Origin of the sequence: Vibrio hepatarius, from assembly GCF_043642085.1 — a bacterium.
Classification (GTDB): domain Bacteria; phylum Pseudomonadota; class Gammaproteobacteria; order Enterobacterales; family Vibrionaceae; genus Vibrio; species Vibrio hepatarius_C.
On record NZ_JBHZSA010000005.1, the window covers coordinates 192,725 to 216,337 of the forward strand.

At 46.6% G+C, this 23,613-nt stretch carries 32 protein-coding genes; 29 read left to right on the forward strand and 3 right to left on the reverse strand.

The genetic code is table 11. The features are described from left to right. Positions 1-23: 23 nt before the first annotated feature. Both ACHUFZ_RS12715 and ACHUFZ_RS12720 read right to left on the reverse strand, forming a co-directional pair. Positions 24-503 (reverse strand): TIGR02444 family protein, encoded by a 480-nt coding sequence (locus ACHUFZ_RS12715; protein WP_394127469.1) that lies wholly within the window; start codon positions 501-503, stop codon positions 24-26. Further along, positions 500-2,422: an ABC transporter ATP-binding protein gene (locus tag ACHUFZ_RS12720; protein WP_394127470.1), complete on the reverse strand. Its 1,923-nt coding sequence runs from the start codon at positions 2,420-2,422 to the stop codon at positions 500-502. Before ACHUFZ_RS12720 ends, ACHUFZ_RS12715 begins: the two co-directional genes overlap by 4 nt. Positions 2,423-2,592: 170 nt before the next feature. Here ACHUFZ_RS12720 and kefG point away from each other — a divergent pair, with 170 nt between their 5' ends. From kefG to motX, 7 genes are all read left to right on the forward strand, one after another. Beyond that, entirely contained in the window at positions 2,593-3,165 is a 573-nt protein-coding gene (kefG, locus tag ACHUFZ_RS12725; protein ID WP_394127471.1) for a glutathione-regulated potassium-efflux system ancillary protein KefG, read from the forward strand. Between the two features lies 1 nt (position 3,166). Next, entirely contained in the window at positions 3,167-4,963 is a 1,797-nt protein-coding gene (gene kefB, locus ACHUFZ_RS12730; protein WP_394127472.1) for a glutathione-regulated potassium-efflux system protein KefB, read from the forward strand. Between the two features lie 17 nt (positions 4,964-4,980). Next, a complete protein-coding gene (locus ACHUFZ_RS12735; RefSeq protein ID WP_053438819.1) occupies positions 4,981-5,175 on the forward strand; it encodes a YheV family putative zinc ribbon protein in 195 nt (64 codons plus the stop codon). A gap of 93 nt (positions 5,176-5,268) precedes the next feature. Further along, positions 5,269-5,856: a peptidylprolyl isomerase gene (gene slyD / locus ACHUFZ_RS12740; protein WP_394127473.1), complete on the forward strand. Its 588-nt coding sequence runs from the start codon at positions 5,269-5,271 to the stop codon at positions 5,854-5,856. Positions 5,857-5,965: 109 nt separating this feature from the next. Beyond that, positions 5,966-6,907, forward strand: a complete 942-nt coding sequence (locus ACHUFZ_RS12745) for an isoaspartyl peptidase/L-asparaginase family protein (RefSeq protein WP_394127474.1) — start codon at positions 5,966-5,968, stop codon at positions 6,905-6,907. Positions 6,908-7,079: 172 nt separating this feature from the next. Beyond that, a complete protein-coding gene (locus ACHUFZ_RS12750; RefSeq protein WP_005432780.1) occupies positions 7,080-8,396 on the forward strand; it encodes an adenylosuccinate synthase in 1,317 nt (438 codons plus the stop codon). Between the two features lie 244 nt (positions 8,397-8,640). Then, a complete protein-coding gene (gene motX / locus ACHUFZ_RS12755; protein ID WP_394127475.1) occupies positions 8,641-9,279 on the forward strand; it encodes a flagellar protein MotX in 639 nt (212 codons plus the stop codon). A 102-nt stretch (positions 9,280-9,381) separates the two neighbouring features. On the opposite strand, the gene ACHUFZ_RS12760 is transcribed toward motX, so the two are convergent. Next, positions 9,382-10,791 (reverse strand): amidohydrolase, encoded by a 1,410-nt coding sequence (locus tag ACHUFZ_RS12760; protein ID WP_394127508.1) that lies wholly within the window; start codon positions 10,789-10,791, stop codon positions 9,382-9,384. A 253-nt stretch (positions 10,792-11,044) separates the two neighbouring features. On the opposite strand from ACHUFZ_RS12760, the gene rnr reads away from it, so the two are divergent. The 22 genes from rnr (at position 11,045) to rpmD (ending at position 23,609) form a co-directional block, all read left to right on the forward strand. Then, complete coding sequence (rnr, locus tag ACHUFZ_RS12765) at positions 11,045-13,504, forward strand: ribonuclease R (protein WP_394127476.1); 2,460 nt, start codon at positions 11,045-11,047, stop codon at positions 13,502-13,504. A gap of 25 nt (positions 13,505-13,529) precedes the next feature. Next, positions 13,530-14,267, forward strand: coding sequence for a 23S rRNA (guanosine(2251)-2'-O)-methyltransferase RlmB (rlmB, locus tag ACHUFZ_RS12770; protein WP_394127477.1), 738 nt, complete (start codon positions 13,530-13,532; stop codon positions 14,265-14,267). Positions 14,268-14,879: 612 nt separating this feature from the next. Then, positions 14,880-15,191 (forward strand): 30S ribosomal protein S10, encoded by a 312-nt coding sequence (gene rpsJ, locus ACHUFZ_RS12775; protein ID WP_004410492.1) that lies wholly within the window; start codon positions 14,880-14,882, stop codon positions 15,189-15,191. Between the two features lie 14 nt (positions 15,192-15,205). After that, entirely contained in the window at positions 15,206-15,835 is a 630-nt protein-coding gene (gene rplC, locus ACHUFZ_RS12780; RefSeq protein WP_134834289.1) for a 50S ribosomal protein L3, read from the forward strand. 17 nt (positions 15,836-15,852) lie between these two features. Beyond that, positions 15,853-16,455 (forward strand): 50S ribosomal protein L4, encoded by a 603-nt coding sequence (gene rplD / locus ACHUFZ_RS12785; protein WP_004410477.1) that lies wholly within the window; start codon positions 15,853-15,855, stop codon positions 16,453-16,455. Further along, positions 16,452-16,754: a 50S ribosomal protein L23 gene (gene rplW, locus ACHUFZ_RS12790; protein ID WP_004398471.1), complete on the forward strand. Its 303-nt coding sequence runs from the start codon at positions 16,452-16,454 to the stop codon at positions 16,752-16,754. The genes rplD and rplW overlap by 4 nt, the downstream gene beginning before the upstream one ends. 15 nt (positions 16,755-16,769) lie before the next feature. Beyond that, positions 16,770-17,594: a 50S ribosomal protein L2 gene (gene rplB / locus ACHUFZ_RS12795; RefSeq protein WP_004410474.1), complete on the forward strand. Its 825-nt coding sequence runs from the start codon at positions 16,770-16,772 to the stop codon at positions 17,592-17,594. Between the two features lie 21 nt (positions 17,595-17,615). Then, entirely contained in the window at positions 17,616-17,894 is a 279-nt protein-coding gene (gene rpsS / locus ACHUFZ_RS12800) for a 30S ribosomal protein S19 (protein ID WP_004410465.1), read from the forward strand. Positions 17,895-17,904: 10 nt separating this feature from the next. Continuing rightward, positions 17,905-18,237, forward strand: coding sequence for a 50S ribosomal protein L22 (gene rplV, locus ACHUFZ_RS12805; RefSeq protein ID WP_004410462.1), 333 nt, complete (start codon positions 17,905-17,907; stop codon positions 18,235-18,237). Between the two features lie 19 nt (positions 18,238-18,256). Further along, entirely contained in the window at positions 18,257-18,955 is a 699-nt protein-coding gene (gene rpsC / locus ACHUFZ_RS12810; protein ID WP_004745879.1) for a 30S ribosomal protein S3, read from the forward strand. An 11-nt stretch (positions 18,956-18,966) separates the two neighbouring features. After that, positions 18,967-19,377 carry a 50S ribosomal protein L16 gene (gene rplP, locus ACHUFZ_RS12815; protein WP_004410459.1) on the forward strand — a complete coding sequence of 137 codons (411 nt, stop codon included), beginning with the start codon at positions 18,967-18,969 and terminating at the stop codon, positions 19,375-19,377. Continuing rightward, a complete protein-coding gene (rpmC, locus tag ACHUFZ_RS12820) occupies positions 19,377-19,568 on the forward strand; it encodes a 50S ribosomal protein L29 (protein ID WP_004410456.1) in 192 nt (63 codons plus the stop codon). Before rplP ends, rpmC begins: the two co-directional genes overlap by 1 nt. Then, complete coding sequence (gene rpsQ, locus ACHUFZ_RS12825; protein WP_008072333.1) at positions 19,568-19,822, forward strand: 30S ribosomal protein S17; 255 nt, start codon at positions 19,568-19,570, stop codon at positions 19,820-19,822. The genes rpmC and rpsQ overlap by 1 nt, the downstream gene beginning before the upstream one ends. Before the next feature lie 164 nt (positions 19,823-19,986). Further along, a complete protein-coding gene (gene rplN, locus ACHUFZ_RS12830; protein ID WP_004410450.1) occupies positions 19,987-20,358 on the forward strand; it encodes a 50S ribosomal protein L14 in 372 nt (123 codons plus the stop codon). Between the two features lie 13 nt (positions 20,359-20,371). Further along, positions 20,372-20,689, forward strand: coding sequence for a 50S ribosomal protein L24 (gene rplX / locus ACHUFZ_RS12835; RefSeq protein ID WP_004745885.1), 318 nt, complete (start codon positions 20,372-20,374; stop codon positions 20,687-20,689). Positions 20,690-20,712: 23 nt separating this feature from the next. Further along, positions 20,713-21,252 (forward strand): 50S ribosomal protein L5, encoded by a 540-nt coding sequence (rplE, locus tag ACHUFZ_RS12840; RefSeq protein ID WP_004410443.1) that lies wholly within the window; start codon positions 20,713-20,715, stop codon positions 21,250-21,252. Between the two features lie 17 nt (positions 21,253-21,269). Continuing rightward, on the forward strand, positions 21,270-21,575 hold the full coding sequence (rpsN, locus tag ACHUFZ_RS12845; RefSeq protein ID WP_004410442.1) for a 30S ribosomal protein S14: 306 nt from the start codon (positions 21,270-21,272) through the stop codon (positions 21,573-21,575). A 29-nt stretch (positions 21,576-21,604) separates the two neighbouring features. Beyond that, positions 21,605-21,997: a 30S ribosomal protein S8 gene (gene rpsH / locus ACHUFZ_RS12850; protein WP_126575278.1), complete on the forward strand. Its 393-nt coding sequence runs from the start codon at positions 21,605-21,607 to the stop codon at positions 21,995-21,997. Between the two features lie 13 nt (positions 21,998-22,010). After that, a complete protein-coding gene (gene rplF / locus ACHUFZ_RS12855) occupies positions 22,011-22,544 on the forward strand; it encodes a 50S ribosomal protein L6 (RefSeq protein WP_134834290.1) in 534 nt (177 codons plus the stop codon). Between the two features lie 9 nt (positions 22,545-22,553). Further along, positions 22,554-22,907 carry a 50S ribosomal protein L18 gene (rplR, locus tag ACHUFZ_RS12860; RefSeq protein ID WP_008072351.1) on the forward strand — a complete coding sequence of 118 codons (354 nt, stop codon included), beginning with the start codon at positions 22,554-22,556 and terminating at the stop codon, positions 22,905-22,907. A gap of 14 nt (positions 22,908-22,921) precedes the next feature. Next, a complete protein-coding gene (gene rpsE / locus ACHUFZ_RS12865; RefSeq protein ID WP_004745894.1) occupies positions 22,922-23,425 on the forward strand; it encodes a 30S ribosomal protein S5 in 504 nt (167 codons plus the stop codon). Positions 23,426-23,432: 7 nt separating this feature from the next. Next, entirely contained in the window at positions 23,433-23,609 is a 177-nt protein-coding gene (gene rpmD, locus ACHUFZ_RS12870; protein ID WP_004410429.1) for a 50S ribosomal protein L30, read from the forward strand. Positions 23,610-23,613: the final 4 nt, after the last annotated feature.

Sequence of the window (23,613 nt, forward strand, 5' to 3'; positions counted from 1 at the left end):
AAAAGTCCTAGGGTCTGTGGAGCTTATAGATTGGCGATACTATTGATTGGTTCTGCAAAGGCCGAGTAAAGCTGTTCGCCGCCGAGTTGGCGACAATAGCGCAAGACAAGCGGTTCGCTATGATTCTTTTCTAGATGAATACTGTTGATGCAGTCAACCAGATCAGATTGCTGCTGTTTTTCTAATTGCAGTTCAAATTGGAGTGACTCTCGATAGAGCGTATCGGGGAGGTGGAGTTTGAGTTTACGCCTCAATTCACGATAGCTGAGCAGTAATGCTTCAGAACGACCTAAACACTCCTCAACGCGGTGCCAGTCTTGTTCTCTGAAACAGATCTGCTGCTCATCAAGCCATTTGAGCAGCAGCAATAAGTTCACGTTGCCCTTAAATTGGTTCTGAAGATTCAAGCACGCCTCTTTGACCTCTCGCACACTGTAATACTGCAAACTGAATTGCCATAAGCGTTCAAGAGTTAAAGAAATTTCGACGTGCTTTGAACTCATAGGCTATTGAACTCCTGTTCCATTTGTTCTAGTTCTTCTTGGAGAGACATCCACTCCATTTCGACATCTTCAAGTTCACTTTTGCTGTTAGCCTGAACAGCGAGTACTTGGTTAAGTTTAGCTTTATTTTCGGCTTCATAAAGGCTGTTGTCCGACAATTGCGTTTCCGCCTCAGCTAATGCTGTGCCTAACTTATCCATTTTTGCTTCTAGATTTGTCAGCTTTTTGCGAATTGGTGCGGTCAGCTTACGGAACTCTGCTTCACGGCGTTTCTGGTCTTTTTTCGCTGCGGCGCTGTTCTCACTGCTCTTCTCTGGTTGCTGTGCTTGCGCTTCGCGGCGTTCTGCTTTTTGCTGTTCAGTCAGCCACTTGTAGTAATCATTCAAATCACCATCAAATGGAGCCACCTGACGATCGTGAACCAGGTAAAGGTCATCGGTCGTGGCACGCAGTAGGTAACGGTCGTGCGAAACAATCACCATTGCACCTTCGAACGTTTGTAACGCCATAGTCAGCGCTTGGCGCATATCAAGGTCAAGGTGGTTGGTTGGCTCATCGAGCAGCAACAGGTTAGGCTTTTGCCACACGATCAACGCAAGCACTAAGCGAGCTTTTTCACCACCAGAGAACGGTGCCACTTTCTCTAGTGCTTTGTCACCTTGGAAACCAAAGCTGCCTAAGTAGTTGCGCAGCTCAAGCTCATTCTTATCTGGGGCGATCTGCATCATATGTTGCAGCGGCGTCTCTTCTGGGTGGAGAGTTTCGAGCTGATGCTGAGCAAAGTAGCCAATCTTGACGCCTTGAGAATAGGTCAGGTCACCGCCTTGAGGATTAAGCTCGCGTGATAGCAGTTTAATCAGCGTCGACTTACCTGCGCCGTTACGACCAAGCAGACCGATACGGCTACCCGGTACCAGATTTAGACGAATCTTCTCAAGGATCAGGTTGTCACCATAACCAGCCGATACTTCGTCCATCATAATGATTGGGTTAGGTAGGGCGTCTGGGTCGCGGAACTGGAAGCTAAACGGGTTATCCAATTGAGCGGGCAGAACCTTCTCCATGCGCTCCAGTGCTTTAATGCGGCTTTGTGCTTGGCGCGCTTTAGACGCTTTGTAGCGGAAACGGTCAATGTAGCTTTGCATGTGTGACATCTGTTTCTGCTGCTTTTCAAATTGAGCTTGTTGCAAGATCAGCTTTTGTGCTCGCTGGTCTTCAAACGACGAGTAGTTACCGGTGTATTCGTGCAACTGGTGATTCTCTACGTGGATCACTCGGCCAACAATTGGGTCAAGAAAGTCTCGGTCGTGCGAGATAAGAACCAAGGTGCCTGGGTAGTTCTGTAGCCAGCGTTCTAACCACATTACCGCATCAAGGTCTAAGTGGTTGGTTGGCTCATCGAGGAGCAAAAGATCAGAGCGACAAAGCAGCGCTTGAGCTAGGTTAAGACGCATACGCCAACCACCGGAAAACTGAGTTAAGCTCCAGCTCATTTGCTCTTGGCTAAAGCCTAAACCATCGAGTAACTCTGCGGCGCGAGCGCGAATGCTGTAACCGCCAATAGTTTCAATTTTGCCGTGAATCTCGGCAACTAAGGTGCCGTTATCTTTTTGCTCAGCATCGGTTAAATCAGACTCTAGACGACGGTATTCGCGATCACCATCAATGACATACTCAATGGCGCTGCGCTCTAACGCAGGGGTCTCCTGAGCTACCCACGCCATCTCCCAATGAGCCGGTTTGCTAAAATTACCAGCATCAATAGAAAGTTCGTCTTTAATCAGGGCGAATAGAGTGGATTTGCCACAACCATTCTTACCCACAAGGCCGACTTTATCGCCTGGGTGAATGGTTGCAGAGGCTTGTTCAAGCAGTGGTTTGCCACCGCGCAGAAGCTGGATGCCAGAGAAGGTAATCATAATCTTGTGCTTTGTCTTTGCTCGTATTGCGTCGAATAGTAGGTTACTTGACTAGCTATGTCGATCGTTGCGTTATTGTGCCTAACAACGTATAACAAACTGATAACGATAAATTACAATAAATACAGTCATGTTTGGCTATGAATAATATAAGGATTGCTGTCCAAGGAATGCCGAATTTACCCTCTGATGTACCTAAGGTATTGGTGATTTACGCACACCCAGAATCGCGAGACTCTGTTGCCAATCAAATGATGCTTAAGAAAGTGGAATCTCTTGAGCATGTCACTGTGCATGATCTTTATGCTCATTACCCAGACTTTTTTATCGATGTCAGCGCGGAGCATAAGTTGCTCAATGAACATGATGTGATCGTCTTTCATCATCCTCTTTATATGTACTCGTGTCCGGCGTTATTAAAAGAATGGCTAGACCGAGTCATAGGTAAAGGCTTTGCGTTTGGTAATGGTGAAGCATTAAAAGGCAAGTATTGGCGCAGTGTTATTACCACCGGAGGCAAAGAAGAGGCGTTTGGTCAGGGGGGATATAACCGCTATCCGCTTTCACAGATCTTACAGCCGTTCGAGTTAACCGCAGCGCTGTGCCAGATGCATTGGATTGAACCGCTGGTGCTTTATTGGGCGCGCAACGTTTCTGAGATGGAACGTTATCAACATGCTGAGCGCTACCGTCAATGGCTAAATGACCCATTGATGTCCTATTCTGAACAAGTAGGAGGGTAGCATGGCATTAGAAAATGATTTTCTTCAAAGCAGTGCGATTTTCTTAACCGCTGCGGTGGTTGCTGTTCCTTTGGCGCAAAGAATGGGTTTAGGCTCGGTACTAGGCTATCTACTGGCCGGGATCGCGATTGGTCCGTGGGGCTTAGGCTTGATAAGCGATGTTGATGCTATTCTTCACTTCGCTGAGTTCGGCGTGGTGTTACTGCTGTTTTTAATTGGTCTCGAGCTGAATCCGAAAAAACTGCTGCAAATGAAAGGGCCAATACTTGGGCTTGGTGGCGCTCAGGTTGTGGTGACGACCTTAGTGCTGGCCAGTGTCGCGTATATCGCTGGTACCTCATGGCAAACCAGCTTAGTGATCGGCATGGGCTTAGCGCTCTCCTCTACTGCGATTGCGTTGCGCGTAATTGAAGAACAAGGACTTGGCGCCAAAGAAGCCGGGCAGTCAGGCTTTGCGGTATTGCTGTTCCAAGATATCGCCGTGATCCCTATGTTGGCTCTGCTGCCTATTTTGGCAGGCAACACCGCAGGTGATTGGCTTGATGCACTGTGGATGCTAGCGGGTGTTGGTGGCTTGTTGGTGGGTGGTCACTTCCTATTACGACCTCTGTTTCGCTATGTGGTGTTAAGTGGTGTCCGTGAGCTTTTTACGGTTGCCGCGCTACTGTTGGTGATTGGTATCGCCTTGATGATGAAACAGCTTGGGCTTTCTATGGCACTGGGTACTTTCCTCGCAGGGGTGCTGCTTGCGGAAAGTGAATATCGTCATGAGTTAGAAATTGCGATTGAACCGTTTAAAGGTTTGCTGCTTGGCTTGTTCTTTATTGCGGTCGGTATGGCGGTCAATCTTGGCCTCTTAGCGCTTGAACCTCTGGCTGTGCTTTCTGCGGTAATTGGGCTTGTGATCGTCAAAGGGATGATTCTTTACCTACTGGCTCGATTGGCCGGTAGCCGTGCTAAGTCGCGCAGTAAAATGGCGGCGATTTTAAGCCAAGGTGGTGAGTTCGCTTTTGTTATCTTTACCGCTGCAGCGAGTGAAGGACTGCTTAACCAATCGCAAACCGCTTTCTTACTGGTTGTGGTGAGTCTGTCTATGGTTACGACACCCTTGCTTTTAATGGCACAAAGCAAATGGTATGCGCGAGGGCTGAATGCGGAAACGACTGCTGAGCTGAAGTCAGACATCGTCAACAAACAGCCACGCGTTATCATCGCAGGCTTTGGCCGCTTTGGTCAGATTATTGGCCGTCTCATGTATGCCAATAAAATCAAAGTCACGGTATTGGAAAGTGATGCCAGCCAAATTCAATTGTTGCGTAAATATGGCTATAAGGTGTTTTACGGTGATGCGACTCAGGTGGACTTATTGCGCGCCGCAGGGGCAGACAAAGCCGAAGCGATGATCATCTGTACTGATTCACCAGACGAAATCATGCAGATTATCGAGCTATGTAAGACTAACTTCCCTAATCTTAAGCTGCTGGCGCGTGCCCGCAGTCGTGTTGAAGCGTATCAATTGCTTAGCCACGGTGTAGAAAGCTATTCGCGTGAGACCTTCCTAGGCGCTCTAGACTTAGGTCGTCAGGCATTGATAGATCTAGGTATGCACCCATATCAAGCAAAGCGAGCGGAAGCGCATTTTAGAAAGCTCGATAATGCTATGCTCAAAGAGTTGTTACCTCAGCATAACGATGACAAACAATTGGCCCAAAGAGCCAAAGAAGCCCGTAAAGAACTGGAAGAGATTTTTGGTCGTGAAATGGAAAGTGACCAACAAGCGAAGAACTTCTGGGAATAGACTAGTGAAATAAACAGATGAAAAAACGATTTATCGCAGGCGCCAGCTGCCCTAAGTGTGCTCAACAAGACACGCTACGCTGGTGGATAGAGAACAATATTGAGTTAGTAGAGTGTGTGGAATGTGGTCACCAAGACCAACGTACACCAGAATCTGTGGAGACCGCTGAACACAGTGGACAAGAAATGATCGGTATTTTTAAACCAGATTGATTGAGTTTCTCTAAATCATCCCCATAATAACCGACGTAGAAAGTTTACAGACCGTTGTGAATACAACGGTCCTTTATTCTCCTTGGAGTAAATATGAAAATTGAAAAGAACGTAGTAGTAAGTCTTGCTTACCAAGTAAAACTAGAAGACGGTGTGGTTGTTGACCAATCAACAACTGATGCGCCTCTAGATTACCTACACGGCAACAACAACCTAATCACTGGTCTTGAAACAGCACTAGAAGGTAAGGAAGCGGGCGCTAAGTTCTCGGTAACGGTTTCTCCAGAAGAAGCGTACGGCGAGCACAACGACGCACTTGTTCAACGTGTTCCTGCTAACGTGTTCCAAGGTGTTGAAGAGATCGAAGTAGGTATGCGCTTCCTAGCGGATACTGACCAAGGTCCAATCCCTGTTGAAGTTACAGAAGTTGATGGCGACGAAGTTGTTGTTGATGGTAACCACATGCTTGCTGGTCAAACTCTGACATTTGATGTTGAAGTTGTAGCACTACGTGAAGCAACAGCAGAAGAGATCGAACACGGTCACGTACATCAAGCTGGTGGCTGTGGTCATGATCACGACCACGATCACGAAGGCGGTTGTTGTGGTGGCGAAGGCCACGACCACGGTGAAGAGAAAAAAGACGGCTGCTGCGGTGGTGGTAGCTGCGGTTCTCACTAATCCGTTAGCTGATAGCTAAAATATTAAAAGGCGTTTCCCGCTGTACGGGAAACGCCTTTTTTGTTATTTAAATGTATATAGGGTCAGTGATACCGATGGAGACCAATCAATGAGCCAACCATTCTCAATCGCCATTCATGGCGGAGCCGGAACCATTCTACGAGAGCAAATGAGTGATGAACTCAAGGCGTCAATCTTAGCTGACCTTGAAGCTTCGGTTCGTGCTGGGCATAGCATTCTAGTTCAGTCAGGTGACGCGCTTGATGCGGTTGTTGCTGCGGTTAAGGTGTTGGAAGACTCGCCGAACTTTAACGCCGGTAAAGGCTCAGTGCTGACTCACAAAGAGATGGTCGAAATGGATGCCTCGGTCATGCATGGTAAAGGGCTTGATGCTGGCGCTGTCGCTGGGGTTCGTCATATCAAAAACCCCATTGAGCTAGCCCGTGATGTAATGAACAAGAGTAATCATGTGCTACTGATAGCCGAGGGTGCCGAAGAGTTTGCGTTTGAGCAAGGCTATCAGTTTACCGAGCAAGACTATTTCTTTACTGACCGACGTTATGACCAGTTGCTGTCGATGAAAGAGAAAGGGCTGTTTGCATTATCAGAGTCTAAATATCCTGATGATAAGAAGTACGGTACAGTCGGTGCGGTGGCATTAGACCAACAGGGCAACCTTGCCGCCGCGACCAGTACGGGCGGCGTGACCAACAAGAAATATGGCCGAGTAGGGGACTCGTCAATCATTGGTGCGGGTACCTACGCCGAAAATGGCAACGTCGCGGTTTCGACGACGGGGATGGGTGAGTACTTTATTCGTAAAACTGTAGCGGGTGATGTCGCAGCTCGAATGCGTTACTTAAAAGAAGATGTCCACACCGCGAGTGAAGCCGTCATTCAAGGTGAACTGAAACAGATGGGCGGCGAAGGCGGGCTTATTGCCGTTGATGGTCAGGGTGAGCTTCATTTTGCGATGAACAGTTCGGGAATGTACCGTGCTGGTATCGACATTCATGGCAAATTCAGCGTTAAGATATATGCTGATGAGTAACGCTAAGTCAGCATAACCTTCCATGGTTGAGGCTAACTAGCTGATTTGTTTCGGTGTTAATTTCAGCCCAAATGGATTTCCACCATATTACGTCTGCATGATTAAAAAATGACTGCAAGAAATGTGATTCAGTGCTAGAATCCATTTTTAACTAGCAACAGATACTGGAAAGATGGGAAATAACGTAGTCGTTCTGGGCACCCAATGGGGTGACGAAGGTAAAGGTAAAATTGTTGACCTTTTAACTGAAGATGCAAAATATGTGGTTCGTTACCAAGGCGGTCACAATGCAGGCCACACACTAGTAATTGACGGTGAGAAAACCGTTCTTCACTTAATTCCATCAGGCATCCTACGCGATAACGTAAAATGTGTTATCGGTAATGGTGTTGTACTATCGCCTGAAGCACTTCTTAAAGAAATGAAGCCTCTTGAAGAGCGCGGTATCCCAGTACGTGAACGTCTTTTCGTTTCTGAAGCTTGTCCTCTAATTCTTCCGTACCACATCGCTATCGACAACGCGCGTGAAATCGCTCGTGGCGCGAAAGCTATCGGTACAACCGGTCGTGGTATCGGTCCAGCTTACGAAGATAAAGTAGCTCGTCGCGGTCTACGCGTTGGTGACCTTTTCGATAAAGAAATGTTCGCTGAGAAACTAAAAGAAGTAATGGAATTCCATAACTTCCAACTAGAGCACTTCTACAAAGCTGACACAGTAAGCTACGATGAAGTACTTGAGCAGTGCATGGGTTACGCAGATCTACTAACTTCAATGGTTATGGACGTAACTGACGAACTAGACGCAGCACGTAAGCGCGGCGACAAGATCATGTTCGAAGGTGCTCAAGGTACGCTACTAGATATCGACCACGGTACTTACCCATACGTAACTTCTTCGAACACGACTGCTGGTGGTGTTGCTGCAGGTTCTGGTTTCGGTCCTCGTCACATCGGTTACATCCTTGGTATCACTAAGGCGTACTGTACTCGCGTTGGTTCAGGTCCATTCCCTACAGAACTATACGACGGTCTAGATAAGCAAGACCCAGTTGGTAAACACCTAGGTGATGTTGGCCACGAGTTTGGTGCAACGACTGGTCGTCTACGTCGTACAGGTTGGTTTGATGCAGTAGCAATGCGTCGTGCAATCCAAATCAACTCTCTAACGGGTATGTGTCTAACTAAGCTAGACGTTCTTGATGGTCTTAAAGAGATCAAGATCTGTACTGGTTACAAGATGAAAGATGGCGCTATCCTAGAAGTTTCTCCAATGGCTGCTGAGTCATTCGAAGAAGCAACGCCAATCTACGAAACAATGCCTGGTTGGTCTGAGACAACATTTGGTGCTAAATCAATCGATGCGCTTCCACAAGCTGCTCTTGATTACATCAAACGTATCGAAGAACTAACGGGTGTACCAGTAGACATCATCTCTACAGGTCCAGACCGTAATGAAACAATCATTAAGGTTCACCCATACGGTGCTTAATCTCTGATTGTTCAGACAGTTAAAAAAGCCAGCGTTTATCGCTGGCTTTTTTTTGAGCTTTTTTTCTTGCGATCTTAGGCGCTTACGGCAACAATTTGCCAACAGGCGGCAATTTTGATTAAAGAGTTATCAATGCTTGCCGATACAGGTATCAAGCTTGCCGCATTAAGTGGCGAATAACTCACTGACTGCCAAATGAGCCTATTTGGTGGCAGAGAAGAAATCGAAGTAAAGAGTGCAGAAAATGAAGCTAAGGAAATTAGCGGCTTCGATGGTATTGGCGTTGAGCGCATCGGTTGTTCAGGCGAATGATTCGCCGGATATTGGTGAGCCAATAGCTATCTATACCGAAGCTGAACTAATTAAACTGATTAATAACAACCAACATTTAGAACGAGTCAAGGCTGATAGCTGTCAGCTAGTTGAAGATATCGTTGCGCGTGCCACTCGCATTAGCTTACCAGCGTATGAATTTTTGTATGGTGATATGCTAGCGTGGGGCGTGTGTGTGGAGCAGGACGTTGAGCTTGGCCTTTACTATATGGAAAACGCCGCTCATCAAGGTTTACCTGCCGCGCTAGAGCAGATTGGTCGTTATTACTCTCGTGGTACCATCGTCCAGCAAGACAAAGAACGTGCGATTCCCTACCTGCGTGAAGCAGCGGCGATGGGCAACTTGAATGCGCGTATTCATCTTGCTGAGTTATTGCTGCGTGACTATGGTAGTCCGCTTGATTACGAAGATGCCTATCGCTGGTTATACAATTCGGTCACCGCTGACCAAAGAACCCACAAACGAATCAGTGTCTTGAGGCAAGGGCTAGAGAGGCGAATGCCACAGAACATTATCGCCCGAGCTAAAAAGCGCGATACTTTCTGGTAAACATATAGACTATCGAAAGCAACAGACTTCCTGCACTCAGTCGGTTGCACTAGAAACAAAAATGCCCAGCACTTGCTGGGCATTGTCATTTTTGGGATGTGATTACTGAACCACTTCACCTGATTCGATCACTGTCTCGCGAACAACTTTGGTGAATTCTAACGCTTCTTCGCGGATCTTATCTTCATCAACCGTTAGCATGTTGCGGTCTTTCATTAGGATCTTACCATCAACAATCGTATGACGAACGTTGCCTGAGTTAGCTGAGTAAACCAATGCTGAATATGGGTTGTAAACAGGAACCATATTTGGTGCTTTGGTATCAACGACGATAATGTCGGCAAGTTTCCCTGCTTCTAGTGAACCAATTTTGTCTTCCATGTGCAGTGCTTTTGCTGCGCCCATCGTCGCCATATCGATCACTTTGATTGGTGGCATTGCTGCACGGTCTTTGTTTACTAGCTTATGAACTTTGGCTACTTGGTTGAATTCATCAATGGTACTTAGAGTGTTGCCTGACATTGGGCCGTCAGTACCTAGGCCAATACGTACGTTTTCGTCGTACATCTTCAATGCTGGAGAAACGCCTTTTGCTGATTTGATATTGGCACTCATGTTGTGTGCAACACCCATATCCGATTTCTTAACCAGCTCGATGTCTTGGTCATCAACCAAGATCATGTGCGCACCAACTAGGTTTTTGTTTAGCGCGCCGATGCTATCCATGTACTGAACCGGTGACATGCCATCAGCACGCTCAGCAATTTTCTCTTCTTCGCGGTGTGATTCTGCAAGGTGAATCATCACAGGTACATCAAGCTCAAGAGATAGTTTCGCGATCTTCTGCAGAACTTCTGTCGTGTTAGTGTACGGTGCGTGCGGTGCAAACGCAGGAGTGATACGTGGGTGGTCTTTGTACTCTTCGATGAAGTTAAGCGCGTACTTGATGCCTTCTTCTGCGTTAGCAGCATCGGCAACAGGGAACTTAATCACCGTTTCACCAAGAATTGCGCGCATGCCAATTTGGTCGACAGTTTTGGCTACCTCATCTTCGAAGTAGTACATATCAGCGTAAGTAGTAACGCCGCCTTTAACCATTTCAACGTTACCTAGGTTGGCACCAATGCGCACCATGTCTCGTGAAACAAGCTTCGCTTCGAGTGGGAAGATATAACGGTGCAGGCGATCTGGCACATCATCCGCTAGTGATCGGAATACGGTCATCGATACGTGAGTATGAGTGTTAATCAGGCCCGGCATCACGATATCACCATCAACATCCAGCACTTTCTTTGCGTCGTATTGCTTTTCGAGTGACTTATCACCAACGGCGAGGATCTTATTATCCTTAATGACTACAGTACCGTTTTGATAAACCGTTTTGTCTTGGTTCATGGTCAATACCATAGCGTCCGTGATCATTAGATCGGCTTTTTCAGCGGCTGATGCTGACATTGAAAACAGACCTAGACTGGCAATGGCTGTCGCAAGGAGTGTGCGCTTCATACTCATAGAGATACCTGTAGTAAAAAGGGGAGTAAAATTTTTCTGAATCATACCCCTTTCTTTACCTGTTGCAATCGTTTGCTCTGTCACTTGCATCGAAATGTGATCGTTATCGTATGGCGTAAAGGATTGTTAAAAGAGATGCCAAGTTATGAAAAAGGTACGGAAAAATGAGGAATTTAACTCGACTTACCTGTGCCTAGAACGGGTACTCGGATATACTAGATTTAATTCCCTTCCTTCTTAATTAGGCGCGCCTATGTCAGACAATACCCATAATGACCCATTTGCAGCTCGTGAATCGGAAAATTATGAAAATCCGATCCCTAGCCGAGAGTACATTCTTGAATTCTTAAGCCAAGCAGGGGTTCCGATGAACCGCAATGACCTGTTTGAAGCGCTGAAGCTTTCAGGAGAGGATCACTACGAAGGACTGCGTCGTAGGCTTCGTGCTATGGAGCGTGATGGTCAGCTCGTGTTTACTCGTCGCCAGTGTTACGCATTGCCTGAAAAACTCGAAATGGTGAAAGGCTATGTGATTGGTCATAAAGATGGCCATGGCTGGGTACGTCCAGAAGGAAGTGTCGGCAAAGATAATGACATCGTACTACCGCATCACCAGATGAAAAACATCATCCATGGTGACTATGTGCTGGTGCAGCCAACTGATAACTCAAAACGTGGCCGTAAGGAAGGGAGATTGGTGCGCGTTTTAGAAGAGCGTCAAACTCAAATCGTCGGTCGCTTCTTCTTGGAGTACGGTTACTCGTATGTAGTACCTGATGATTCACGTATCAGCCAAGATATTTTAATCCCAAATGAGCTACGCGCAGGAGCTCGTATGGGTAATGTGGTGGTGATTGAGATTACCGACCGAGGTTCGCGCTCACGTGGCATGATGGGTAAAGTGGTTGAAGTGCTTGGCGAAAACATGGCGCCGGGTATGGAAACACAGATTGCGATTCGCACTCACCAGATCCCACATGAATGGCCAGAGGCGGTCGACAAACAGATTGAAGGCCTAGGTGAAGAAGTACCAGAAGAGGCGAAAGTCGGTCGTGTTGATCTGCGTGACTTGCCGCTGGTGACTATCGATGGCGAAGACGCCCGTGACTTCGATGATGCCGTTTACTGTGAGAAGAAGAAAGGTGGCGGCTGGCGTCTATGGGTTGCGATTGCCGATGTAAGTTATTACGTTCGCCCAGATTCAGCCTTAGATAAAGAAGCGATTAACCGTGGTAACTCGGTTTACTTCCCATCGCAAGTCGTGCCTATGCTGCCAGAAGTGCTATCAAATGGCTTATGTTCACTTAACCCGCAGGTTGACCGACTATGTATGGTGTGTGAGATGACTATCTCGGAAACGGGTAAGCTATCGGGTTACAAGCACTATGAAGCGGTGATGAACTCGCATGCTCGTCTAACCTACAACAAAGTACACGACATTCTTGAAGGGAATGAAGAGTTGCGTACTCGTTACGAGCCAGTTGTTCCTCATCTAGAAGAGCTGCATAAAATGTACAAAGTGCTCAAGCATGCTCGTGATAATCGTGGCGCGATTGAGTTCGAGACAGTTGAAACTAAGTTTATCTTCAATGCGGAACGTAAAATCGACAGTATTGAGCCTGTGATTCGTAATGATGCTCACAAGCTGATAGAAGAGTGTATGATTCTGGCCAACATCGCTTCTGCGTCTTTAGTAGAGAAAGCGAAAGAGGCGGCGCTATACCGTATTCACGAATCACCGGGTGAGCTTCGTCTACAAGGTTTCCGCGATTTTCTTGGTGAGCTGGGTCTGCACTTAAATGGTGGCTTGGAGCCATCACCAACAGATTATGCCGATCTGGTTAAGTTGATTGCTGAGCGCCAAGATAAAGAGCTAATTCAAACTATGCTGCTTCGTTCGATGAAGCAGGCGGTATACAACGCCGATAACTGTGGCCACTTTGGTCTAGCATTGAAGCGCTATGCGCACTTTACCTCACCAATTCGCCGCTACCCTGACTTATTGCTGCACCGTGCAATCAAATACCTTATTGCGAAAGAAAATGGCACGCTGAAAGATCGCTGGACACCAACTGGTGGCTACCATTACTCGTTTGATGATATGGATTTCTACGGTGAGCAGTGTTCTATGACTGAACGCCGCGCTGACGATGCCACCCGTGAAGTATCAGACTGGCTTAAGTGTGAATACATGCAGGACCATGTTGGTGAAGAGCTGGATGGCGTGATCGCCAATGTCACTGGTTTTGGTTTCTTTGTACGACTAAGTGATTTGCATATTGATGGTTTGGTGCATATTTCAGCGCTAGCCAACGATTACTATCAATTTGACCCAATTGGTCAAAGACTTATCGGAGAAAGCTTTGGTGCTATCTACCGTTTAGGTGATGCGGTTAAAGTGAAAGTACTGGCGGTAAACCTTGATGATCGCCAAATTGACTTTGAATTAGTCGAAACAAGTCGTAAGCTACGCGGCGAAGGGAAGACCGCCAAGAAACGAGCGGCAGAGGCGAAGAGAAAAGCCAAAGAGAAAAAGCGTGCTGCAACTAAGGGTAGAGATACCAAAGCGAGCCCAGAGGTAGAGCCGACTAAACGACCTGAAAAGTCAGAGTCAAAAGGTCCGGCTAAAAAGCCTAAAGTGACTAAGGCTCGTAAGAAAAAGCCAGGCAGCAAGCCAAAGAAAACCAAGCGTACCAATAAACCGGCGCAGTAAAGAATTTAACCCAACAGGTTTTTAAATGAGTAACGAATTTATCTACGGTATTCACGCAGTAAAAGCGGTACTAGAGCGTGAACCAGAGCGCTTTATCGAAGCATTTGTATTAAAAGGGCGTCAAGATGACCGTCTAATGCCGATTCTAAATGATCTGCAAGTGTGTGGTGTCTCTATTCAACAGATGACGCGTAAGACACTGGATGACAAAGCGCGTGGTGCCAACCACCAAGGTATTATGGCTCGCGTTAAGCCAGCCAAGCAGCTGAACGAGAATGATCTCGATGACATTCTGGCTAAGCATGAAGCGCCGCTGTTGCTTGTGCTTGATGGCGTGACTGACCCACATAACCTAGGCGCGTGTCTACGTAATGCGGATGCAGCTGGTGTGGCTGCGGTTATCGTACCGAAAGACAAGTCAGCAAACATTACCGCGACAGTAAGTAAAGTTGCCTGTGGCGCAGCTGAGACTGTACCACTAGTACGAGTCACAAACTTAGCTCGTACTATGCGCGCGCTGCAGGAGCAGGGTGTTTGGTTTGTGGGTACAGCGGGTGAAGCGACTCATGATATCTACCAAGCTAAACTGACGGGTCCGTTGGCAATTGTTATGGGCGCAGAAGGTGACGGTATGCGTCGTCTAACGCGTGAAACGTGTGATGACCTAATCAAGATCCCTATGGCAGGTAGCGTATCAAGCTTAAATGTCTCGGTGGCATCTGGAGTATGTTTGTTTGAAGCGGTACGTCAGCGTCTAGTATAATTGCTCGCTAACCTTATCTATAAGCGCAGACTGGAGTTCAGTCTGCGCTTTTTGTTTTTTTAAAGGCGAGAGCGGACTTCATTCTACGAAAAAGAGTGTGTTGGTAGCGGGGTGGGTAGCTGTAACGGGCGCTTATCCTCGATGAAAGGTATTAGCCTGTCATTCCATAGACCGAAGAATGAGGGAGTAGGGAATCTCACAAAGATTTCGACTCGCTTTAACAGAGCCTCAACACACTCATACCTTTCTTCCACCTTACGCGATTAATTTTCAAACAGCACTTGCATGTGAAACTGTGATCTGTATAATGCAGCCCACTGGTTAATCCAGTTGTGAACCAATGAGCGAAGAGGAGCTAATAAATCTAAGGATTTATTAGGTAATGTAGACTCAGCTTATGTTCGCGGTTAATACAATTAGCTACTTATTCTTCGGAATAACTATCCCCAGACGTGATTCTGGTATGTAGGGGTAGTTGATCGAAAATTAACTGACAATACTTCCTAATCTTGGAAGTTACGGTTTCACATAAATCAATCGTACATTCTCTCGTCTTAACGAGTCTGAGTGGCGATATTGTTTGTGTAATTTTTAATATTGGAGCTCTGTCTCATGCAGAACCAACGTATCCGTATCCGCCTAAAAGCTTTCGATTACAAACTAATCGATGCTTCTACAGCGGAAATCGTTGAAACAGCTAAGCGCACTGGCGCACAGGTTCGTGGTCCAATCCCACTACCTACTCGTAAAGAGCGTTTCACAGTTCTTATCTCTCCACACGTTAACAAGAAAGCACGTGACCAGTACGAAATTCGTACTCACAAGCGTCTAATCGACATCGTTGAGCCAACAGACAAAACTGTTGATGCTCTAATGCGTCTAGACCTTGCTGCGGGCGTTGACGTTCAAATTAGCCTAGGTTAAGGGAGATTAGAAGAATGATTGGTCTAATCGGTCGTAAAGTGGGCATGACCCGCGTATTTACTGAAGAAGGCGTTTCTATCCCAGTAACTGTTGTTGAGGTTGAAGCTAACCGTGTTTCTCAAGTTAAAACACTTGATACAGACGGCTACGCAGCAATCCAGGTAACTACTGGTGCTAAGAAAGCTAACCGCGTATCTAAGCCAGAAGCAGGTCACTTTGCTAAAGCTGGTGTTGAAGCAGGTCGTGGTCTTTGGGAATTCCGTTTGGAAAACGGTGAAGAGTTCGCAGTTGGCGCTGAGCTAACAGTTGAACTATTCAACGATACTAAGAAAGTAGACGTTACTGGTACATCTAAGGGTAAAGGCTTCCAAGGCGCTGTTAAGCGTTGGAACTTCCGTACTCAAGATATGACTCACGGTAACTCATTGTCTCACCGTGCTCCTGGTTCTATTGGCCAATGTCAAACTCCAGGTCGCGTATTTAAAGGCAAGAAAATGGCAGGTCACATGGGTGCTGAGCGTGTAACGACTCAAAACCTAGAGATCGTACGTGTTGACGCTGAGCGCAATCTGCTTCTTATTAAAGGTGCAGTCCCAGGCGCAACTGGCGGTAACGTGATCGTTAAACCAGCTATTAAAGCATAACGTCTCAGGAGTAAGTAATGGAACTAATGGTTAAAGGTGCTGATGCACTAACTGTTTCCGAAACTACTTTCGGACGTGAGTTTAACGAAGCTCTTGTACACCAAGTAGTTGTTGCGTTTGCAGCAGGTGCTCGTCAAGGTACTCGTGCTCAGAAAACACGTTCAGAAGTTTCTGGCGGTGGCGCTAAGCCATGGCGTCAAAAAGGTACTGGCCGTGCGCGCGCTGGTACAATCCGTAGCCCAATCTGGCGTACAGGTGGTGTTACTTTTGCTGCGAAGCCACAAGATCACAGCCAAAAAGTAAACAAAAAAATGTACCGTGGTGCTATGAAGAGCATTCTTTCTGAGCTAGTTCGTCAAGAGCGTCTAATCGTTGTTGATAACTTCTCAGTAGAAGCACCAAAGACTAAAGAACTAGTTGCTAAGCTTAAAGAGCTTGAGCTAACTGACGCTTTAATCGTGACTAGCGAAGTAGATGAGAACCTATTCTTAGCTGCTCGTAACCTATACAAAGTTGACGCACGTGACGTAGCTGGTATTGATCCAGTTTCTCTAATTGCGTTTGACAAAGTTGTAATTACTGCTGATGCAGTTAAACAAGTAGAGGAGATGCTAGCATGATCACTGAAGAGCGTATCCTAAAAGTTCTACGTGCACCGCACATCTCTGAAAAAGCAACTATGGCAGCTGAGAAAGCGAACACTATCGTTTTCAAAGTAGCTAAAGATGCAACTAAAAAAGAGATCAAAGCAGCTGTAGAAAAGCTATTTGAAGTTGAAGTTAAGTCTGTAAATACTCTTATTACTAAGGGTAAGACCAAACGTCAGGGTCTACGCCAAGGTCGCCGCAGCGACGTTAAGAAAGCGTACGTTACTCTGAAAGAAGGTCAAGATCTTGACTTCGTTGGCGGCGCGGAATAACAGGAGTAGTTAAGAATGGCTATTGTTAAATGTAAGCCGACTTCCCCTGGTCGTCGTCACGTTGTTAAAGTTGTTAACGCTGACCTACACAAGGGCAAGCCATACGCACCTCTTCTAGAGAAAAACTCTAAGAATGGTGGTCGTAACAACAACGGTCGTATCACAGTACGTCACATCGGCGGTGGTCACAAGCACCACTACCGTGTAATTGACTTCAAACGTACTAAAGACGGTATCCCAGCGAAAGTTGAGCGTCTTGAATACGATCCAAACCGTAGCGCTAACATCGCTCTAGTTCTGTACGCAGACGGTGAGCGTCGTTACATCCTAGCACCTAAAGGTGTTAACGCAGGTGATGCTATCCAGTCAGGTGTTGATGCACCAATCAAAGCTGGTAACACTCTACCAATGCGTAACATCCCAGTAGGTTCAACTGTACACAACGTTGAACTAAAACCTGGTAAAGGTGGTCAGCTAGCTCGTTCGGCTGGTGCATATGCTCAAATCGTTGCTCGCGACGGTGCATACGTAACTATCCGTCTACGTTCTGGCGAAATGCGCAAAGTACTTTCTGAAGGCCGTGCAACAATCGGTGAAGTTGGTAACTCTGAGCACATGCTACGTGAACTTGGTAAAGCTGGTGCTAACCGCTGGCGCGGTGTTCGTCCAACCGTTCGCGGTGTGGTAATGAACCCAGTAGACCACCCACACGGTGGTGGTGAAGGCCGTACATCTGGTGGTCGTCACCCAGTTTCACCATGGGGTCAGCCAACTAAAGGCTTCAAGACTCGTAAGAACAAACGCACTGACAAGTACATCGTACGTCGTCGTAACAAGTAATCTATATAAAGAGGAATCGCCATGCCACGTTCTCTCAAGAAAGGTCCATTTATTGACCTACACTTGCTGAAGAAGGTAGAGAAAGCGGTGGAAAGCGGAGACAAAAAGCCTATTAAGACTTGGTCCCGTCGTTCAATGATCATCCCATCAATGATTGGTTTGACCATCGCTGTCCATAATGGTCGTCAGCACGTACCAGTTTTCGTTACCGAAGAAATGATCGGTCACAAACTGGGTGAATTCGCACCAACTCGTACTTACCGCGGCCATGTCGTGGATAAGAAAGCGAAGAAGCGTTAAGGAGTAGATAATGGAAGCACTAGCTAAACATAACTTTGCTCGCATTTCGCCTCAGAAAGCTCGCTTAGTTGCGGATCAAATTCGTGGTAAATCTGTAGACCAGGCTCTAGAAATCCTGACTTTCAGCAACAAAAAAGCTGCTGAACTGATCAAGAAAGTTCTTGAGTCAGCTATCGCTAACGCGGAGCACAACGAAGGCGCAGATATCGACGATCTAAATGTCGCAAAAATCTTCGTAGATGAAGGCCCGATCATGAAGCGTATTATGCCTCGTGCTAAAGGTCGTGCGGATCGTATCTTGAAGCGTTCTAGCCACATCACTGTTGTTGTTGCAGATCGCTAAGAGACTAGGAGAGTAAGCAATGGGTCAAAAAGTACATCCAAATGGTATTCGTCTAGGCATCGTTAAGCCTTGGAATGCTACATGGTTTGCTAACACCAAAGATTTCGCTGACAACCTAGACGGCGACTTCAAGGTACGTCAGTTCCTTACAAGTGAACTGAAAAAAGCATCACTTTCACGCATCGTTATCGAGCGTCCTGCTAAGAGCATCCGTGTGACTATTCACACTGCTCGTCCAGGCGTAGTAATCGGTAAGAAAGGTGAAGACGTAGAAAAACTACGCACAGCTGTAGCTAAAATCGCAGGTGTACCAGCGCAGATTAACATCGCTGAAGTACGTAAGCCTGAGCTAGATGCACAGCTTGTTGGTGATAGCATCGCGTCTCAGCTAGAGCGTCGTGTTATGTTCCGTCGTGCTATGAAGCGCGCGGTACAAAACGCTATGCGTCTAGGCGCTAAAGGCATCAAAGTAGAAGTAAGTGGTCGTCTAGGCGGCGCTGAAATTGCACGTTCAGAGTGGTACCGTGAAGGTCGTGTACCTCTACACACTCTACGTGCTGACATTGATTACGCAACTTCTTCGGCTCACACTCAATACGGTGTGATCGGCATTAAAGTTTGGATCTTCAAAGGTGAGATTCTAGGCGGTATGCCAGCAGCTAACGCTGTAGAGCCTAAAGGCGATAAGCCTAAGAAGCAGCGCAAAGGCCGTAAGTAAGGAGTCGACAGATGCTACAACCTAAACGTACTAAGTTCCGTAAGGTTCAGACTGGTCGTAACCGTGGTCTAGCTAAAGGTACTGATGTAAGCTTCGGCGAATTCGGTCTTAAAGCTACTGGCCGTGGTCGTCTAACTGCTCGTCAAATCGAAGCGGCACGTCGTGCAATGACACGTCACGTTAAGCGTCAAGGTAAAATCTGGATCCGTGTGTTCCCAGATAAGCCTATCACAGAAAAACCACTTGAAGTTCGTCAGGGTAAGGGTAAAGGTAACGTTGAGTACTGGGTAGCCCAAATCCAACCTGGTAAGGTTATGTACGAAATGGGTGGTGTACCTGAAGAATTGGCACGTGAAGCGTTCCGCCTAGCGGCTCGTAAACTGCCATTCAAAACTACATTTGTAACTAAGCAGGTGATGTGATGAAAGCACAAGATCTACGCGAGAAAAGCGTTGAAGAGCTTAACGCTGAGCTATTGAATTTGCTACGTGAACAGTTCAACCTGCGCATGCAGGCTGCGACTGGTCAACTACAGCAAACTCATACTCTGAAAGCTGTACGCCGTGATATCGCACGTGTGAAAACTGTTTTGACTGAGAAGGCAGGCGCATAATGAGCGAAGTAAAACGTACTCAACAAGGTCGTGTTGTTAGCGACAAGATGGACAAGTCTATCGTAGTTGCTATCGAGCGCATGGTTAAACACCCAATTTACGGTAAATACGTAAAGCGCACGACTAAAGTACACGCACATGACGAGAACAACGAATGTGGCCTAGGCGACAGCGTTGAAATCGCAGAGTGTCGTCCAATGTCTAAGACTAAGTCTTGGACTTTGGTAAAAGTTCTAGAAAAAGCTAAAGGTTAATCTTAGCTAATTCTATGAAATTAAACGGCTCCAAAAATATTTTTGGAGCCGTTTATTTTTTGACTACCCAATCTTAAAAAAGGGTGGTACAATTCGCGTCCCTTTTAAAGAGGCAGCCCGACCCGAGAGGGTCTAGTTTTTTTTATATTTAGCGGAGCACTAACATGATCCAAATGCAAAGTATGCTGGACGCAGCTGATAACTCAGGCGCACGCAGCGTAATGTGTATTAAGGTTCTGGGTGGCTCTCACCGCCGTTATGCACATATCGGTGACGTTATCAAAGTTACTGTTAAGGAAGCAATTCCTCGCGGTAAAGTTAAGAAAGGTGACGTTCTGAAGGCGGTGGTAGTGCGCACCCGTAAAGGCGTACGTCGTCCTGACGGTTCTGTCATTCGCTTCGACCGAAACGCTTGCGTATTGTTGAACGACAACACTGAGCAACCAATCGGTACACGTATCTTTGGTCCTGTGACACGCGAACTTCGTGGCGATAAGTTCATGAAGATCGTTTCACTGGCTCCAGAAGTTCTGTAAGGAGCACGTAGAAATGGCAGCTAAAATCCGTCGTAATGACGAAGTAATCGTTCTTGCTGGTAAAGACAAAGGCAAGAAAGGTAAAGTAACTAAGGTTCTAGCAACCGGTAAAGTTATCGTTGAAGGTATCAACCTTGTTAAGAAGCACCAAAAGCCGGTTCCGGCTCTAGGTCAACAAGGTGGCATCGTTGAACAAGAAGCAGCAATTGATGCTTCTAACGTTGCAATCTTTAACGCAGCTACTGGTAAAGCTGACCGTATCGGTTTCCGTTTTGAAGATGGTAAGAAAGTACGTTTCTTTAAGTCTAACAACGAAATCGTTTCTAACTAATAGAAGTAATTTGGAGTTCTACTATGGCGAAACTGCATGATTACTACAAGTCGTCTGTAGTCGCTGAACTGACCAAACAGTTTAGCTACACAAGCGTCATGCAAGTCCCTAGAATCGAGAAAATCACCCTTAACATGGGTGTTGGTGAAGCAATCAACGATAAGAAACTGCTAGAAAACGCAGCTGCTGATATGGCAACGATCTCTGGTCAAAAGCCACTTATCACTAAAGCGCGTAAATCTGTTGCAGGTTTCAAAATCCGCGAAGGCTACCCTATCGGTTGTAAAGTAACCTTGCGTGGCGAACGTATGTGGGATTTTCTTGAGCGTTTGATTAACATCGCTCTTCCACGAGTACGTGACTTCCGTGGCGTTAGCGCTAAGTCTTTTGACGGACGCGGTAACTACAGCATGGGCGTTCGCGAGCAAATCATCTTCCCGGAAATCGACTTTGATAAAGTTGATAAAGTACGCGGTCTAGACATCACTATTACGACGTCTGCTGGTACTGATGAGGAAGGCCGAGCTCTGCTGGCTGCCTTTAACTTCCCATTCCGTAAGTAAGGTGAAGGGTTACTGTTATGGCTAAAAATTCAATGAAAGCACGTGAAGCAAAACGTGCGAAGCTAGTAGCTAAGTTCGCTGAAAAGCGTGCTGCGCTTAAAGCTATCATCAGCGATGTAAACGCATCTGAAGAAGATCGTTGGAACGCAGTTCTTACACTGCAATCTCTTCCACGTGATTCAAGTGCATCACGTCAGCGCAACCGTTGCAACCAAACTGGTCGTCCACACGGTTACCTACGTAAGTTCGGTCTAAGCCGTATCAAAGTTCGCGAAGCTTGCATGAAAGGCGAGATTCCTGGACTTCGTAAGGCTAGCTGGTAATTGCCACTTAATCATTTGGAGTAAATCATATGAGCATGCAAGATCCGATTTCGGATATGCTGACCCGCGTTCGTAACGGTCAGGCAGCAAACAAAGTTGCTGTTAAAATGCCTTCTTCAAAGCTTAAAGTTGCAATTGCTGCACTACTAAAAGCTGAAGGTTACATCGTTGATTTCGCTGTTGAAGGCGAAGTTAAACCTGAGCTTGAAGTTACTCTTAAGTACTTCCAAGCTAAACCAGTAATCGAGCAACTTAAACGTGTTTCTCGTCCAGGTCTACGTGTTTACAAGAAGAAAGATGATCTTCCTTCTGTAATGGGTGGTCTTGGTGTTGCTATCGTTTCAACTTCCAAGGGTCTTATGTCAGACCGCGCTGCACGTAAAGCAGGTCTTGGTGGTGAAATCATCGCTTACGTAGCTTAATAAGGAGTAGACTATGTCTCGTGTTGCTAAAGCACCTGTCGCTATTCCAGCTGGCGTAGAGGTGAAACTAAACGGCCAAGAAATCACTGTAAAAGGTGCTAAAGGCGAACTAACTCGCGTTCTTAACAACGCAGTAGTTGTAGCTCAGGAAGAAAGCAATCTTACTTTCGGTCCACGCGAAGGTGTTGTTAATGCATGGGCACAAGCAGGTACTGCTCGCGCTCTAGTTAACAACATGGTTGTTGGTGTTACTGAAGGCTTTACTAAGAAGCTAACTCTAAAAGGTGTTGGTTACCGTGCTGCTATTAAAGGCAACGCTGTAGGCCTAACACTTGGCTTCTCACACCCAGTTGAGCACGAGCTGCCAGCGGGTATCAAAGCAGAATGTCCTAGCCAAACTGAAATCGTGATCACTGGTTGTGACAAACAACTTGTTGGTCAGGTTGCGGCTGACATTCGTTCTTACCGTGAGCCTGAGCCTTACAAAGGTAAAGGTGTTCGTTACGCAGATGAAAATGTGCGTACTAAAGAAGCTAAGAAGAAGTAAGGTAACACTATGGATAAGAAAGCATCTCGCATCCGTCGTGCTACACGTGCACGTCGTAAGATTGCAGAACTGGGTGCAACTCGCCTAGTAGTACACCGTACTCCTCGTCACGTGTACGCACAGGTGATTGCAGCTAACGGCTCTGAGGTTATCGCAGCAGCTTCTACTGTAGAAAAAGCGATCCGTGAGCAAGTTAAGAACACTGGTAACATCGATGCAGCTAAAGCAGTAGGTAAAGCTGTTGCTGAGCGCGCTCTTGAAAAAGGCGTAGCTTCAGTTGCATTTGATCGTTCTGGTTTCCAATACCACGGTCGAGTAGCGGCGCTAGCAGAATCTGCTCGCGAAGCTGGTCTGAAATTCTAAGGTAGGGTTGGAAGATGGCTAAAGAACAACAAGTTCAAGCGAATGATTTGCAAGAAAAGCTAATCGCAGTTAACCGTGTATCTAAGACGGTTAAAGGTGGTCGAATCATGAGCTTCACTGCACTAACAGTAGTTGGTGACGGTAACGGTCGCGTAGGTTTCGGTTACGGCAAAGCTCGTGAAGTACCTGCAGCGATTCAAAAAGCAATGGAAAAAGCACGTCGTAACATGACTACGATCGCGCTTAACGAAGGCACTCTTCACCACCCGGTGAAAGGTCGCCATTCGGGCTCTAAAGTTTACATGCAGCCTGCTGCTGAAGGTACTGGTGTTATCGCTGGCGGCGCTATGCGTGCAGTACTAGAAGTTGCTGGTGTACACAACGTACTATCTAAAGCATACGGTTCTACGAACCCTATCAACATCGTTCGTGCAACGATCGATGCACTAGGTAGCATGAAGTCACCAGAAATGGTTGCTGCTAAACGTGGTCTAACTGTTGAATCTATTTCGGAGTAAGAACACCATGGCAACTATTAAAGTAACTCAAACTAAAAGCTCAATTGGTCGTCTACCTAAGCACAAAGCGTGTCTTAAAGGTCTAGGCCTTCGTAAAATCAACCACACAGTAGAACTTGAAGATACTCCGTGCGTTCGCGGTATGATCAACAAGGTTTACTACATGGTTAAAGTTGAGGAGTAATCAG